Origin of the sequence: Citrobacter sp. NCU1 (assembly GCF_010231475.1) — a bacterium.
Classification (GTDB): domain Bacteria; phylum Pseudomonadota; class Gammaproteobacteria; order Enterobacterales; family Enterobacteriaceae; genus Citrobacter_D.
Map to the genome: position 1 here is coordinate 70,258 of NZ_NRDO01000012.1, position 14,013 is coordinate 84,270.

15 protein-coding genes and 1 pseudogene are annotated in these 14,013 nt (G+C 49.3%); 11 read left to right on the forward strand and 5 right to left on the reverse strand.

The features are described from left to right. The first annotated feature begins 336 nt into the window (after positions 1-336). The 5 genes and pseudogenes from yeaG to CJP72_RS05210 all read left to right on the forward strand — a co-directional run bounded on the left by yeaG (position 337) and on the right by CJP72_RS05210 (position 7,543). Positions 337-2,271 carry a protein kinase YeaG gene (gene yeaG / locus CJP72_RS05190; RefSeq protein WP_162379831.1) on the forward strand — a complete coding sequence of 645 codons (1,935 nt, stop codon included), beginning with the start codon at positions 337-339 and terminating at the stop codon, positions 2,269-2,271. Between the two features lie 122 nt (positions 2,272-2,393). Continuing rightward, a complete protein-coding gene (locus tag CJP72_RS05195) occupies positions 2,394-3,677 on the forward strand; it encodes a YeaH/YhbH family protein (protein WP_162379832.1) in 1,284 nt (427 codons plus the stop codon). A gap of 289 nt (positions 3,678-3,966) precedes the next feature. Next, a pseudogene (locus CJP72_RS05200) lies at positions 3,967-5,303 on the forward strand (sensor domain-containing diguanylate cyclase). Between the two features lie 199 nt (positions 5,304-5,502). Further along, positions 5,503-6,993 carry a diguanylate cyclase DgcJ gene (gene dgcJ / locus CJP72_RS05205; RefSeq protein WP_162379834.1) on the forward strand — a complete coding sequence of 497 codons (1,491 nt, stop codon included), beginning with the start codon at positions 5,503-5,505 and terminating at the stop codon, positions 6,991-6,993. A gap of 43 nt (positions 6,994-7,036) precedes the next feature. Next, on the forward strand, positions 7,037-7,543 hold the full coding sequence (locus tag CJP72_RS05210) for a YbaK/prolyl-tRNA synthetase associated domain-containing protein (protein WP_162379835.1): 507 nt from the start codon (positions 7,037-7,039) through the stop codon (positions 7,541-7,543). A gap of 1 nt (position 7,544) precedes the next feature. Here the strand turns inward: CJP72_RS05210 and yoaI are convergent, their stop codons facing one another. Continuing rightward, complete coding sequence (yoaI, locus tag CJP72_RS25405) at positions 7,545-7,649, reverse strand: small membrane protein YoaI (protein ID WP_238339999.1); 105 nt, start codon at positions 7,647-7,649, stop codon at positions 7,545-7,547. A gap of 203 nt (positions 7,650-7,852) precedes the next feature. On the opposite strand from yoaI, the gene CJP72_RS05215 reads away from it, so the two are divergent. Further along, on the forward strand, positions 7,853-8,299 hold the full coding sequence (locus CJP72_RS05215; protein ID WP_003832453.1) for a DUF441 domain-containing protein: 447 nt from the start codon (positions 7,853-7,855) through the stop codon (positions 8,297-8,299). On the opposite strand, the gene CJP72_RS05220 is transcribed toward CJP72_RS05215, so the two are convergent. Further along, the gene (locus CJP72_RS05220; protein WP_162379836.1) at positions 8,256-9,074 is read right to left on the reverse strand and encodes an AraC family transcriptional regulator; all 819 of its coding nucleotides are present in this window, start codon (positions 9,072-9,074) and stop codon (positions 8,256-8,258) included. The two genes, CJP72_RS05215 and CJP72_RS05220, sit on opposite strands and share 44 nt — an antisense overlap. Before the next feature lie 99 nt (positions 9,075-9,173). Between CJP72_RS05220 and CJP72_RS05225 the strand changes: the two genes are divergently transcribed. After that, a complete protein-coding gene (locus CJP72_RS05225; RefSeq protein WP_162379837.1) occupies positions 9,174-10,361 on the forward strand; it encodes a CynX/NimT family MFS transporter in 1,188 nt (395 codons plus the stop codon). Positions 10,362-10,395: 34 nt separating this feature from the next. Here CJP72_RS05225 and CJP72_RS05230 read toward each other — a convergent pair whose 3' ends face one another. Further along, a complete protein-coding gene (locus tag CJP72_RS05230; RefSeq protein ID WP_162379838.1) occupies positions 10,396-11,103 on the reverse strand; it encodes a CTP synthase C-terminal region-related (seleno)protein in 708 nt (235 codons plus the stop codon). A 198-nt stretch (positions 11,104-11,301) separates the two neighbouring features. Here CJP72_RS05230 and CJP72_RS05235 point away from each other — a divergent pair, with 198 nt between their 5' ends. Then, the gene (locus CJP72_RS05235) at positions 11,302-11,649 is read left to right on the forward strand and encodes a DUF488 domain-containing protein (protein WP_162379839.1); all 348 of its coding nucleotides are present in this window, start codon (positions 11,302-11,304) and stop codon (positions 11,647-11,649) included. A gap of 5 nt (positions 11,650-11,654) precedes the next feature. Here the strand turns inward: CJP72_RS05235 and CJP72_RS05240 are convergent, their stop codons facing one another. Beyond that, entirely contained in the window at positions 11,655-11,906 is a 252-nt protein-coding gene (locus tag CJP72_RS05240) for a putative hemolysin (protein ID WP_162379840.1), read from the reverse strand. A gap of 198 nt (positions 11,907-12,104) precedes the next feature. Here CJP72_RS05240 and CJP72_RS05245 point away from each other — a divergent pair, with 198 nt between their 5' ends. From CJP72_RS05245 to CJP72_RS26100, 3 genes are read left to right on the forward strand one after another with little or no spacing between them, the layout of a single operon-like run. After that, entirely contained in the window at positions 12,105-13,130 is a 1,026-nt protein-coding gene (locus CJP72_RS05245) for a sensor domain-containing diguanylate cyclase (RefSeq protein ID WP_162379841.1), read from the forward strand. A 47-nt stretch (positions 13,131-13,177) separates the two neighbouring features. Continuing rightward, positions 13,178-13,276, forward strand: coding sequence for a YoaK family small membrane protein (locus CJP72_RS05250; RefSeq protein ID WP_162379842.1), 99 nt, complete (start codon positions 13,178-13,180; stop codon positions 13,274-13,276). A 2-nt stretch (positions 13,277-13,278) separates the two neighbouring features. Continuing rightward, the gene (locus CJP72_RS26100) at positions 13,279-13,353 is read left to right on the forward strand and encodes a hypothetical protein (RefSeq protein ID WP_162379858.1); all 75 of its coding nucleotides are present in this window, start codon (positions 13,279-13,281) and stop codon (positions 13,351-13,353) included. A gap of 64 nt (positions 13,354-13,417) precedes the next feature. Here the strand turns inward: CJP72_RS26100 and CJP72_RS05260 are convergent, their stop codons facing one another. After that, complete coding sequence (locus tag CJP72_RS05260) at positions 13,418-13,666, reverse strand: GlsB/YeaQ/YmgE family stress response membrane protein (protein WP_162379843.1); 249 nt, start codon at positions 13,664-13,666, stop codon at positions 13,418-13,420. Between the last annotated feature and the right edge of the window lie 347 nt (positions 13,667-14,013).

Consider the following 14,013-nt stretch of genomic DNA (forward strand, 5'->3'; position numbering starts at 1 on the left):
GCAGCAGATGACATTTCGTTTTCAGCCAGGTGAACTCTGCGTGAATTTCATGCTTTATCTTTACATTAAATATGCATTTTTTGTGGATGAGTTATTGATATGCCATTGAAATTCATTTGCGTGTACAGGCAAGTTTTGCAAATGCCATCTACGCTTAATTTTAAGAAGGTGTATCACCGGGCACGTTGATCTCTTTGCCGCCAATTTGGCATGAGAGTTGCTGCTTTTTACAACAAGAGACAGCAAAGGCGTCGTTCAGTTTACCTCTTCCGGGGGCCTCTACTATTCATATGAACGGCTCTTAACATGTGCTAAAAAACGAAAGGACGGCATATCATGAATATATTCGATCACTATCGCCAGCGCTATGAAGCTGCCAAGGACGAAGAGTTCACACTGCAGGAGTTTCTTACCACTTGTCGGCAAGATCGCAGTGCGTATGCCAACGCGGCAGAGCGGCTATTGATGGCTATTGGTGAGCCTATTATGGTCGATACTGCCCAGGAACCCCGACTTTCTCGACTCTTTTCAAACCGGGTGATTGCTCGTTATCCCGCCTTTGAAGAGTTTTATGGCATGGAAGACGCGATTGAGCAGATTGTCTCTTATCTGAAACACGCGGCGCAGGGGCTGGAAGAGAAGAAACAGATCCTGTATCTGTTGGGGCCTGTAGGGGGCGGTAAATCCTCGCTTGCTGAAAGACTGAAGTCTCTGATGCAGCTGGTACCAATTTATATCCTGAGCGCAAACGGTGAACGCAGCCCGGTAAACGATCACCCGTTATGCCTGTTTAATCCGCGGGAAGACGCGCAAATTCTCGAAAAAGAGTACGGCATTCCCCGTCGTTATCTCGGCACCATCATGTCGCCGTGGGCGGCGAAACGCCTGCACGAATTCGGTGGAGACATCACTAAATTCCGCGTGGTGAAAGTGTGGCCGTCGATTCTTGAACAAATCGCCATTGCCAAAACTGAACCGGGTGATGAAAACAACCAGGACATTTCCGCGCTGGTCGGGAAGGTGGACATTCGTAAACTCGAACACCATGCGCAAAACGATCCTGATGCCTACGGTTACTCCGGCGCACTGTGCCGCGCCAACCAGGGGATTATGGAATTCGTCGAGATGTTCAAAGCGCCGATTAAAGTGCTGCATCCTCTGCTGACGGCGACCCAGGAAGGCAACTACAACGGGACAGAAGGAATTTCTGCCCTGCCCTTTAACGGTATTATTCTTGCCCACTCGAACGAATCCGAATGGGTGACATTCCGCAATAACAAAAATAACGAAGCCTTCCTCGATCGTGTGTATATCGTGAAGGTACCGTATTGCCTGCGCATTTCTGAAGAGATCAAAATCTACGAGAAATTGCTTAATCACAGTGAGTTAACGCATGCGCCTTGCGCTCCGGGAACTCTCGAAACCCTGTCGCGCTTCTCGATCCTTTCCCGACTGAAAGAGCCGGAGAACTCGAGTGTCTACTCGAAAATGCGCGTCTACGACGGCGAGAGCCTGAAAGATACCGACCCGAAAGCGAAATCTTACCAGGAGTACCGCGATTACGCCGGCGTCGATGAAGGGATGAACGGTCTGTCAACGCGTTTCGCGTTTAAGATCCTCTCCCGCGTCTTTAACTTTGATCACGCTGAAGTGGCAGCCAACCCGGTGCATCTGTTCTACGTCCTCGAGCAGCAGATCGAGCGTGAACAGTTCCCGCAGGAGCAGGCAGAGCGTTACCTTGAGTTCCTGAAAGGCTATCTGATCCCGAAATATGCTGAATTTATCGGCAAAGAGATCCAGACCGCCTATCTCGAATCCTACTCCGAATATGGACAGAACATTTTTGACCGTTATGTCACTTATGCGGATTTCTGGATTCAGGATCAGGAGTATCGCGACCCGGATACCGGTCAGCTGTTTGATCGCGAGTCGCTGAACTCAGAATTGGAAAAAATCGAAAAACCCGCGGGCATCAGCAACCCGAAAGATTTCCGTAACGAGATAGTCAACTTTGTTCTACGCGCACGTGCGCACAACAGTGGTCGTAACCCGAACTGGACCAGTTACGAGAAACTGCGCACGGTGATTGAGAAGAAAATGTTCTCGAACACCGAAGAGCTGTTGCCGGTGATTTCATTCAACGCCAAAACCTCAACTGATGAGCAGAAGAAACACGACGATTTTGTCGACCGTATGATGGAAAAAGGCTATACCCGCAAGCAGGTGCGTCTGTTGTGCGAATGGTATCTGCGCGTACGTAAATCGTCATAAAACCAACCCGGTGGCGTTGCGCTACCGGGTCTGGAACGACAGCGAACCGTAGGCCGGATAAGCACCGCTTATCCGGCACTACAGGCGTAGCGTGAAGTTGGCAAATGCAGTACGGGGGGCATATGACCTGGTTTATAGACCGGCGCCTGAATGGGAAGAATAAAAGCACTGTCAATCGCCAGCGCTTCTTACGCCGTTATAAAGGGCAAATTAAACAGTCGATCTCCGAGGCCATTAACAAGCGTTCGGTCACCGACGTGGAGAGCGGTGAGTCCGTCTCCATTCCCACAGAAGATATCAGCGAACCAATGTTTCATCAGGGGCGTGGCGGTCTGCGCCATCGCGTCCATCCGGGTAACGATCATTTTGTGCAAAATGACCGTATTGAACGTCCTCAGGGCGGCGGCGGTGGCGGTGGAAGCGGGCAAGGCCAGGCCAGTCAGGATGGTGAAGGCCAGGATGAATTCGTCTTTCAGATTTCAAAAGACGAATATCTGGATCTGCTCTTTGAAGATTTAGCCCTGCCTAATCTGAAGAAAAACCAACAACGACAACTGACCGAGTATAAAACGCACCGGGCGGGTTTTACCTCTAACGGTGTTCCAGCCAACATTAGCGTGGTGCGTTCTCTGCAAAACTCACTGGCGCGCCGTACGGCAATGACCGCAGGTAAACGCAGAGAATTGCATGAACTGGAAGCCGCGCTGGAAACCATCAGCAAAAGCGAACCGGTGCAGTTACTTGAAGAAGAGAGACTGCGCAAAGAAATTGCCGAGTTACGGGAAAAAATTGCGCGCGTGCCGTTTATCGACACCTTTGATCTCCGCTACAAGAATTATGAAAAACGCCCTGACCCTTCCAGCCAGGCGGTGATGTTCTGCTTGATGGACGTGTCAGGTTCCATGGACCAGGCCACCAAAGATATGGCCAAGCGTTTTTATATTCTGCTGTATCTGTTTTTGAGTCGGACCTATAAGAACGTTGAGGTGGTGTATATCCGCCACCATACTCAAGCCAAAGAAGTCGATGAGCATGAGTTTTTCTATTCTCAGGAAACGGGCGGAACCATTGTCTCCAGCGCCCTGAAATTAATGGATGATGTCGTGAAGGATCGTTACGATCCCGCACACTGGAATATTTATGCGGCGCAAGCGTCCGATGGCGATAACTGGGCGGATGATTCGCCATTGTGTCACGAAATTCTGGCGAAAAAACTGCTGCCGGTTGTACGCTATTACAGCTATATCGAGATTACCCGTCGCGCTCACCAGACCCTCTGGCGTGAATACGAGCATCTACAATCCACCTTTGAGAACTTTGCAATGCAACATATTCGCGATCAGGATGATATTTATCCGGTCTTCCGCGAACTGTTTCATAAGCAAGGTGCCACCAGCAGAGAATAATCCTCCACTCTCAGCCAGTGGTTAACGCCGCTGGCTGATTTATAAATGCGGTTATTTGCTTGCACAAGCAATAAATACACACTTAATTGTCAACGCCGTTATTTTATCCCTCCATTTAATTTATTTACCCCGTTATTATTCGAAAAAAATCACATCAAACATTTATTTTTTCCGCACTGTCAGAAAATTGTTTTTTTAATGAGCAGAAATAGTTGATCTTAATCAAAACCGAGCATTTTCTTCATTAATAGAATCCCCCACATCGATCAATTATCATCAAGAGATACTTATGGGAAAACACAAAGCAAATGCGCCAGGCATCATATTATTCGTTTTTTACTTTCCGTCATTTTGTTTCTTGTTAAAATGCTGTATCAAGAAAACTCCAGTATAAAATTAATACCGCAAATGAATTACCTTATTGTTGTGGTAGCGCTGTTTTTCATTAACACAATAATTTTCATTTTCATGATTTTAAAATATTTTGCCAACACCCAACATTTGTCCACTCTCCTTCTCAGCTTAGCGTTTCTGAGTGGCCTGGTGTATTTTGTCGAAACTATTTATATCATCCGTGAACCGATTAATGGAAGTTCGTTAATTTATACAAAAGCCAATGACATCTCAATTTTCTATCTCTTCCGGCAATTGAGCTTTATCTTTTTGCTGTCTCTGGCACTGTACGCTGCAGGCATCAATAACGCGGACCAAACCGGTAACAAGAAGAAAATCGCCGTTTTGGTATTATCACTAATCCCTTTATTTGCCCTCCCTACGTTTGCTCATAACCTGAGCAGTTACAATCCAGATTATTGCTGGTTTTTTATCGATTACTCCGCAAAAAATAAATCGGTAGTATGGAAAAACAATTTCATTGAAATCATTATTTGCTTGTGGGCATTCTTACTTTTCTTTATCATTACACAAACCCGACTGACATCTAAACTCTGGCCTTACATTGCGCTATTGTGCCTTTCTGCAATATGCTGTAACTTACTGCTTTTAGCCCTGGACGATTATAACTATAGTGTCTGGTATATCAGTCGAGGGATTGAAGTTATCAGTAAGTTGTTCATCATTTCAGTCCTTATTTATAATATATTTAAAGAGTTACAGTTGTCAAACAAACTGGCGGCTCATGATGCTTTGACCAACATTTATAATCGCCGTTACTTCTTTAGTGAACTCGATTCTCGGTTAAACACCAGGAATAAGGTGAGCTTTTGTCTTATGTTCCTCGACATTGACCATTTCAAAAGTATCAATGATCGATGGGGGCATGCTGAAGGCGACAAAGTGATCACCTCAGTTGTTGACATCATACAGAAAAGCATTCGTTCTGAGGATCTACTAGCCCGGCTCGGTGGAGAAGAATTTGGTGTCATGATGTGTAATACGAGTATTACACAAGTCAGATTCATTGCTGAAAGAATTCGTAAAAATGTTGAAATACTGACCGGGGCTAATAACATTTACGGTATTCAAGAACCGGTAACAATAAGTATTGGTGTTTTTTTTGCGACCACGCCAAATTACAGTGCTTCAGATATCATGGTTCTGTCAGACAAAGCACTCTATGAAGCTAAAAACAATGGCCGTAACCAAGTGGCAATCCATCAAGCCTGAGCGAACTGTTTCATTTATGTCCATGCACACTGTGCATGGACATAACCGCCTTGTCATTTGTTGCGTATTTACTCATACCCACTGTCCCATACTCCATTCATGAGTATAATTAGCCACTTTTACATTGTGGGTATAAACGGGCATTGTGCGATAATCTGTGGTTTCCAATCAGCAATGAGAGCAAGGGGTGTCATTTACTATGAAATTGCAACATAAAGCGCTCAGGCACTTTATCTACGCAAGTGTCATCGTCCTGACCTCTTCTTTCCTGGTGTACGAGCTGATGGCCAGTAACAAGGCGATGAACGCGTATATGCGTTACATTAACGAGAAAGCGGATTTCTCTTTTCTGTACGATAAATATAAAAATCAGAGTATTGCTGCGCATTTAATGCGTACGTTCGCGTCTCCCCAAACCCCTGTCACCGCAGAGGAGAAACGCGCATTTTGCGATAGTTTTGAGACCCTCAACGATACGCACGGGGTCAACCTCACTGCGCATAATTACCCTGCGCTACACGGCACGTTGCAGACGGCAGCCGATCGCTGCACGGATCAACTCGATGACGTATTTTTGCTACCGGCCTTCGACCAGGCAGTCAACGTCAATCGTGAGCAGGTGGATTTCAACCAGGGACTGGGAACACTGGAGTATAAGTTTCGCTATTATTTTGACCTGAAAAACCACTACATCTATTTTTACGATCTGGTCAATTCACGCCAATTTTCTATGCATCACTGGTCTTTCCTGCCTAATGCAACATTAGGTATTAAGCGGGAAGATATCGATGAATTATTTACCGGACGCACGGTTATTTCCAGTATCTATCGGGACGCTCTGACGCAAAAAAAAGTGATGAGCTTTTTAACACCGGTTTATTTATCCGGAAAGCTGAAAGGCGTCGTGATGGTAGACATTAACCAGGATAACCTGAAGAATATTTTTTATACCGAAGACCGCCCTCTGGTCTGGCGTTATCTGAATGTGACGCTGGCAGATGTCGATTCAGGGAACTCGATCGTGATTCACCAAAGTGAAAGCGACCTGTTTCCGTATGTTCACCATGTTCATAATATTCCTGGTGGAATGCGTGTCACGTTGTCCCTCGATTTAATGTACTTTGTCGTCTCGTCCTGGAAGTTGTTTGCCTCCTATCTGTTGGCCACGGCACTGCTTCTGAATATGGTCAGAATGCATTTTCGTCTGTATCACAGTGTCACGCGCGAAAATATCAGCGATGCCATGACGGGTCTCTATAATCGCAAAATATTAACGCCCACCCTTGAACTACGTTTACAACGTCTGGTGAAATCAGGCACTTCGGTGACGTTTATTGCCATTGATTGCGATAAATTGAAAATGATCAACGATACGCAAGGGCATCAGGAGGGCGACCGGGCAATTACAATTCTCGCCAGGTCCATTGAAGCCTCCATTCGTAAAAGCGATTATGCCATTCGTCTGGGCGGCGATGAATTCTGCATCATTCTTATTGATTATGCTGCCCAAGCAGCCGATAAATTGCCAATTCGGATCGCTAAAAATTTGCAAATCATCGCTCACGAAAAAGAGATCAGTTTTTCCTGGGGAATGTATTCAATGCTGGAAAATGACACCATTGATGATGCTTATCAGGCCTCCGACGCGCAACTCTATCTCAACAAACAGCAAAAGCGGGAGCGTTCATGATAGTCTTTTGCATTGATTTTTCTCAGCGAAGTCAGGAGTAAACATGAACGAAGTGGTTAAAGGCGCCGCGACACATCAGCGTTTGATTGCCTTATTATCACAGGAAGGGGCAAGCTGGCGCGAGATCTGCCATGAGCCCGTGGGTAAATGTGAAGCTGTTTCTGAAATCCGCGGCACCGCACTGGGTCAGGGTGCAAAAGCATTGGTCTGCAAAGTAAAAGGCAATGGCGTCAACCAGCACGTACTGGCCATTCTTCCCGCCGATCAGCAGGCCGATCTCGCTCAACTGGCGACCCATTTGGGCGGCTTGCGCGCCTCTCTTGCCAGCCCGGCAGAAGTGGATGAACTGACCGGCTGCGTCTTTGGCGCAATTCCTCCCTTCAGCTTCCATCCTAAGCTGAAACTGGTCGCCGATCCGCTGCTGTTCGAGCGTTATAGCGAGGTTGCGTTTAACGCAGGCGTTCTGGAAAAATCCGTCATCCTGAAGACCGAAGATTACCTTCGCATCGCGAAGCCAGAGCTGGTCACATTCCGTCGTACGCCATCGTGAGTTAATGGCTCCTTTCGAGGACCAGCACTGAAATCACAATAACGACGGCAATGGCAAAAAAAGAAGAGGCAATGATCAGCGTCTCAGTAAACAGGTGATCGTTCATGGTTCCACCCCGTGGTGACAAGAATGACAACTCACTTGTTATTGATAAAGCAAATAGATGACAATGTAATGACAGCCTCTTCTGTTTAAACATCGGTCTCTGGCATTCGCCTAAAAATAAAACCCATTAATAAAAAAAGCCTGTTCAGCCACGCATTTGCGCGTACAGTAATCAGGCTTATCTTTTTTGGCAAGGAAACCCCGATGTTTGATGTCACTCTGCTAATCCTCCTCGGACTGGCGGCTCTCGGCTTTGTTAGCCATAACACCACTGTCGCCGTTTCAATTTTGGTGCTGATTATCGTGCGCGTGACCCCGCTGAATACCTTTTTCCCGTGGATTGAGAAACAGGGTCTTACGGTGGGGATTATTATTCTGACCATTGGCGTGATGGCGCCCATCGCCAGCGGAACACTTCCCCCCTCCACGCTGATCCACTCCTTTGTAAACTGGAAATCACTGGTCGCTATCGCTGTGGGCGTCTTTGTCTCCTGGTTAGGAGGGCGCGGCGTCACGCTGATGGGCAGTCAGCCGCAACTTGTCGCCGGCTTGCTGGTGGGAACCGTACTCGGCGTCGCCTTGTTTCGCGGCGTGCCGGTCGGTCCGCTTATTGCGGCGGGACTGGTATCGCTGATCGTTGGGAAGCAGTAGTTAATCCCGTCAGATAACGGCCTGGTGTTTGTCCCAGGCCTTTTTTAAACATGGTGATAAATGCCGTTGTAGAGTCATAACCCAGCGTTTGCGCCACCTGTTGCACACTCTGCCCCTCAATCAGCGCCTGTAGCGCCAGGATAAGCTGTAACTGATGGCGCCAGCGACGAAAACTGAGCCCTGTCTCCTTCACAACCAGCCGTGCAAGATTACGTTCGCTCATGGCAAACTCACGGGCCCACTGCCCCAGCGTCTGCCATTGGGCCGGGTCGCGCGCCATCGTCGCCACCATTCGGCGAATTTTCGGATGCCCGGAAACCGGCAGTTGCATCTGCTCCTGGGGTTGCTGTGGAAGCTCGTCAAACAATACCTGCGTCAATCGCTGTGTGCCCGGCTCTGTACGCTGAAGATCCGATCTGTCGGCCAACGCTAAGATAAGCTCCCGACACAGCGGGGCAATTTTCAATGTGCAGCAGCGTTCCGGCATTTTTACTGCCTGCGGCTCGATAAACAAAAAACACAGTTCAGCCCCAGCGGTAACATGGTTGCTGTGCGCAATTCCACCGGGTATCCAGACGGCGTACTGCGGCGGCACCATCCACATCGCATTTTCAACGTCGCAGGTGATCGCGCCATGCTGGGCGAGGATCAACTGCCCCTTGCGGTGCTGATGCAACGGGCTAAACAGTTCATCTTCTCTGGCGCGGATACAAAATGCGACGGCAACATCGTGGTGAAGATCAGGCTCATAGCCATCCAGTCTCAGACCAATCATCAATTTGTCCGATTTTAGCGATAATCTGTCATTTTAGCTTGATTCATCCAGCCTGTAAAAACGGTAAAGTAGCGCCTCGCCTGACACGATGAGAAAGCAATGACCCTATCACCTTCATTACATGGCAAAAATACCGCCTTACTGATTGCCGGTATCCTGATGATTGCCACCACACTGCGCGTTACCTTCACCGGTGCGGCACCGCTGCTGGAGTCTATCCGTACTGATTACGGACTGACGACGGCGCAAACCGGTCTCCTGACCACGTTACCGTTACTGGCCTTTGCGCTGGTTTCGCCTCTGGCGGCGCTTATCGCTCGTCGATTTGGGATGGAGCGCAGCTTGTTTGCCGCCATTCTGCTGATCTGCCTCGGGATTGCCGTACGTTCACTCCCTGCCACCTGCTTTTTATACAGCGGAACCGCCATCATTGGGTGCGGCATCGCCCTCGGTAATGTGCTGTTGCCAGGGCTTATCAAGCGCGATTTCTCGCAGCATGTGGCAAAACTCACTGGCGCCTATTCACTCACGATGGGCGCTGCCGCCGCGCTCGGCTCGGCACTGGTCGTCCCGTTGGCGCTACACGGCTTTGGCTGGCGCGGCGCGCTATTCATGCTGATGGCTTTCCCGTTACTGGCCTTTCTCATCTGGCTACCGCAGTGGCGCAATACCGCCCAGGCGACTCTGAGTACCTCCAGAGCGTTATACACACGCAGTATCTGGCGTTCTGCCCTTGCCTGGCAGGTCACGCTGTTTCTCGGAATTAACTCGCTGGTTTATTACGTTATCATCGGCTGGTTGCCTGCGATTCTGATAAGCCAGGGCTACAGCGAATCGCAGGCTGGCTCCGTTCACGGCCTGTTGCAACTGGCGACCGCCGTACCTGGACTCCTGATCCCCCTCATCCTGCACCGGTTTAACGATCAACGCGGTATTGCCGCCGGGGTGTCGTTACTGTGCGCGATAGGAACCGCCGGATTCTGGCTGATGCCCGAACAGGCAGTGCTGTGGACGCTGTTGTTCGGATTTGGCTCTGGGGCAACGATGATCCTCGGACTGACCTTTATCGGTCTGCGTGCCCGCTCTGCACACCAGGCGGCCGCGCTTTCGGGCATGGCACAATCGGTCGGTTACTTGCTTGCGGCGTGCGGTCCGCCATTGATGGGAAAAATTCACGACGCGCGCGGAGACTGGCACATTCCGCTGATGGCGGTGGCGTTGTTATCGCTTGCAATGGCTGTGTTCGGACTTTGCGCCGGACGAGATCGGGAGATCGCTACGCAATAATGTACCGGGCAGGCATCCTGGCCTGCCCTTTTGTTTAACCTCTTGCGACCCGCAACATCGCCTGCACCAGCGGCACGGGTTTACCTGTCAGCGCACCACGTTCATGTTGAAAGAGCGTGCCGACAAAAAACGGATGCGTCACCAGCTCAACAGCGCGAACCTCTCCGGCTTCATCCCAGCCTGTCACCCGCAGATCGCCACGTTCAAGTTCAGCGGTAAATTCCTCAGACACGCCGTAATTGCAGTGATAGCCCTCAGAGATCACCGTCTGCCCATACGCTTTGGCGATCAACGTATTCGCCCGCAGTTCGATAGCATCGGTTTTTTCTACCAGTGAGCAGGTCAGCGGCGCAATCACCATCCGGCCTGACGTCTCCGTCTCGGCGTGGGCGGCATCGTGCCAGCCCATCACATTACGCGCATACTCCAGAATGGCATGCTGAAAGCCGCCACAGGTTCCCAGAAAAGGGATGCTATTTTCCCGCGCATAGCGAATCGCGGTCAGCGCGCCTTCCGTATTCTGATACGGGCTGCCGGGCACCACCCAAATCGCATCGTAGCCCACCAGATCTTCAGCACTACCAATATCAGACGTCGTCAGCCAGTCGTAATCGGCCATGAGCTCCAGCACTGCGGCGGCGTCATCAATCGCCAGGGGAATAGCCTGATGCGCCACGATCTCTGGGTTGTAATCACCCACCAGCGCGATGCGTAGCGTATCTTTAACAGGGGAGAATTCCATGAGGAGTTCCTTATGCCAGTACAATGAGGGACAACATAAGGAATCTCAAACTACCGATCTTTTGCGGTTATCACAATCCCTTAATTTAGGGGGCGCTGTTGCCAGGTGCTATAGTGTCGCGATGGCGTCAGTATGGCATGCCCTGTTTTATGGCAATAATATGGATGGGTTAACCGCCGATTTGATGAGAGGGTAAACATGAAGATTCAGTGCAAACGTGTCTATGATCCAACAGATCAACGCGACGGATATCGCGTCCTTGTCGACAGATTGTGGCCCCGCGGGATCAAAAAGTCGGATCTTGCGTGTGATGAGTGGGATAAAGTCATTACGCCGTCGACCGAATTGCGTAAAGCCTTTCACGCTGAGGCTATCGATTTCAACCACTTTTCAGAACAATACCGCGCGGAACTGGCACAGCACACCCAGGAAGGACAACGGCTGGCGGATATTGCCCGCCAGCAAACGCTCACACTGCTGTATTCAGCGAAAAATACCGAGCAAAATCATGCTCTGGTGTTGGCCGAGTGGTTACGCGGTTTTTAATGTACTCACTGAGTGGCTGGGTGGTCCCGGCGCCAAAGCGTCCACTCATCGATAACTTCCCCGCCAGGCAGTTTGCAGTCAGCACGCGCGCCTTGTGGGGTCTGTACCGGCACGAGTGTCCCGCCTTTTTGTTCACAATAGACCGCAGCGGGATTCGCCATAGCCACCTGAGGGGGTTTTGGGGCATCAGGCAGTGTTGAAGATGAGCATGCAGCCAGTCCAAATACACAAGGCAGCACGGCAAAACTGAATTTCATATAAACTCCCATTAACGCAATATCCGCACAGGGTAACCCGTCTGATAAGGCATCTCCATGTTTTATTAGCTCCTTTTCCCTGTTATTTACTTTTTTGTAACACAGATACATTTCATCTTTCACGGTGATGTCCTATCATGCCATTAAAGTCGAAATTTTTAGCACGCAGTGCCATTCATCAGGGAGTACCTCCGCGTCATGTCAGATATGATCCTTGCCCGCGTCTCGCAATCGCTCGTCACCGAACAGTCCCTTGAAAGCCTGGTTCGGCAACTTCTGGAGATGCTGGAGATGGTGACCGAGATGGAATCGACCTATCTGACGAAAGTCGATCTTGACGCCCGTTTGCAACACATTTTATATGCCCACAACAGTAAGCAGATGCACATTCCTGAAGGATTATCCGTCCCCTGGGATGACACGTTGTGTAAACGCGCAATTGACGATAACTGCTTTTTTAGTGATAACGTCCCCGAGCGCTGGCCGGATTGCACCGCTGCCCAGGCGCTGGAAATCACCACATTTTTAAGCACGCCGGTTCATCTCCCGGATGGAACGTTTTACGGCACACTGTGCGCCACCAGTAAGCAGCAACATAAGTTGAGTCACCGGGGAGAACAGGTATTGCATCTGTTTGCCGGACTCATCGCCCAATATATTCAGAAAGAGTCGCTGGTTTCTCAACTGCAGGCGGCCAATGCTGCGCTTATCGCTTACTCGTATACTGATGCGCTCACCCGCTTACCAAACCGGCGGGCCATTTTTGAGAATATGAACGCGCTTTTCTCACTGGCCAGCCATCTGAATCGCAACGTGATTGTGGCGTATATCGATCTGGATCATTTTAAACAGATCAACGATCGCTATGGGCACGACGCTGGCGACCAGTTTTTAATCCAGGTCGGTCAGCGCCTGACCGACTGGCGCAGCGAACACGATATTATTGGCCGGTTGGGCGGCGATGAGTTTCTGGCCGTCTGTCTGACTGAGGAAAATGACGTCAGCCCCCAGACGCGTCTGCAAACATTAAAAGACCGCCTGCAACAACAGATTCGTGGGGAATATCAGATAGAGGGCGAGGTTCTCATGTACCCTGGCGCCAGCCTCGGCGTTATTGAAGTCAATCCTCGCGAGACGGACGTTGACAGTGCTCTTCGCGCTGCGGATAGCGCCATGTATCAGGATAAAAAACGCAACGATAAAACACCTTTTGTCACGCACTGAGCCCTGCTATTCTGGCGCGTCTTCAAATAACACAATCAGGTGGTAGCATGAGATTGGGTATTGTTTTTCCTGTCGTCATTTTTATTACAGCGGTTATTTTCTTAGCGTGGTTTTTTATTGGTGGCTACGCATCTCCCGGAGCATAACGGTGAAAAAAACGACACTTATCATGATCGGCGTGGCCATTATTGCGTTGCTGGGAACGGAGTTGGGCTGGTGGTAACGGCGGTCAGTTGAAATAATAAAGGCCACCGTCGGTAGCCTTTTTATCTTGCGATACTCTTCGCTTAGCTTTTGATTTTTCTGTAGATAAACAGAACAACAATGGCACCAATAACGGCAACGGCAAAACTGCCAAAGTTGAAACCGTCAACTTTGCCAAACCCGAAAAATGTGCTGATCCATCCCCCTACTACGGCACCGACGACCCCGAGAATGATCGTCATAAAGAAACCACCGCCATCCTTACCAGGCATAATCCACTTCGCCAGAATACCCGCAATAAGCCCAAAGATAATCCATGAAATAATGCCCATTCTTTCCTCACTTATGTTTTTACGTTAGCGATTAATTCGCTGATAAAAAGAATAGCACATGAACAGAAAATTGAAATTTGTGATCTCAATCACCTTTCAATTTTTCACCTTCACCCATCATCTGATCAAATAAACACACATCAAACGCAGGGTTGAAATATCAAACGATAAAGATTATCTTTCTCATTACCGAATAGTTGAGTAAATGGCTCAGGTATTCGGTACGACATTGCTCACATTGCTTCCAGTATGTTTTGCCCGCCCCAATAAGGGTGGGCTTTTTTTTGACATCTGACCGTCATTTCTGTCGATCCCCCTGTCATTTCGCCCCCTCTTTTTCAGTCGCG

What these genes read in the sequence shown, in the direction of transcription:
- yeaG (WP_162379831.1), top strand. Translation starts at nt 337, where the DNA reads ATGAATATATTCGATCACTATCGCCAGCGCTATGAAGCTGCCAAGGAC.
- CJP72_RS05195 (WP_162379832.1), top strand. Translation starts at nt 2,394, where the DNA reads ATGACCTGGTTTATAGACCGGCGCCTGAATGGGAAGAATAAAAGCACT.
- dgcJ (WP_162379834.1), top strand. Translation starts at nt 5,503, where the DNA reads ATGAAATTGCAACATAAAGCGCTCAGGCACTTTATCTACGCAAGTGTC.
- CJP72_RS05210 (WP_162379835.1), top strand. Translation starts at nt 7,037, where the DNA reads ATGAACGAAGTGGTTAAAGGCGCCGCGACACATCAGCGTTTGATTGCC.
- yoaI (WP_238339999.1), bottom strand. Translation starts at nt 7,649, where the DNA reads ATGAACGATCACCTGTTTACTGAGACGCTGATCATTGCCTCTTCTTTT.
- CJP72_RS05215 (WP_003832453.1), top strand. Translation starts at nt 7,853, where the DNA reads ATGTTTGATGTCACTCTGCTAATCCTCCTCGGACTGGCGGCTCTCGGC.
- CJP72_RS05220 (WP_162379836.1), bottom strand. Translation starts at nt 9,074, where the DNA reads ATGATTGGTCTGAGACTGGATGGCTATGAGCCTGATCTTCACCACGAT.
- CJP72_RS05225 (WP_162379837.1), top strand. Translation starts at nt 9,174, where the DNA reads ATGACCCTATCACCTTCATTACATGGCAAAAATACCGCCTTACTGATT.
- CJP72_RS05230 (WP_162379838.1), bottom strand. Translation starts at nt 11,103, where the DNA reads ATGGAATTCTCCCCTGTTAAAGATACGCTACGCATCGCGCTGGTGGGT.
- CJP72_RS05235 (WP_162379839.1), top strand. Translation starts at nt 11,302, where the DNA reads ATGAAGATTCAGTGCAAACGTGTCTATGATCCAACAGATCAACGCGAC.
- CJP72_RS05240 (WP_162379840.1), bottom strand. Translation starts at nt 11,906, where the DNA reads ATGAAATTCAGTTTTGCCGTGCTGCCTTGTGTATTTGGACTGGCTGCA.
- CJP72_RS05245 (WP_162379841.1), top strand. Translation starts at nt 12,105, where the DNA reads ATGTCAGATATGATCCTTGCCCGCGTCTCGCAATCGCTCGTCACCGAA.
- CJP72_RS05250 (WP_162379842.1), top strand. Translation starts at nt 13,178, where the DNA reads ATGAGATTGGGTATTGTTTTTCCTGTCGTCATTTTTATTACAGCGGTT.
- CJP72_RS05260 (WP_162379843.1), bottom strand. Translation starts at nt 13,666, where the DNA reads ATGGGCATTATTTCATGGATTATCTTTGGGCTTATTGCGGGTATTCTG.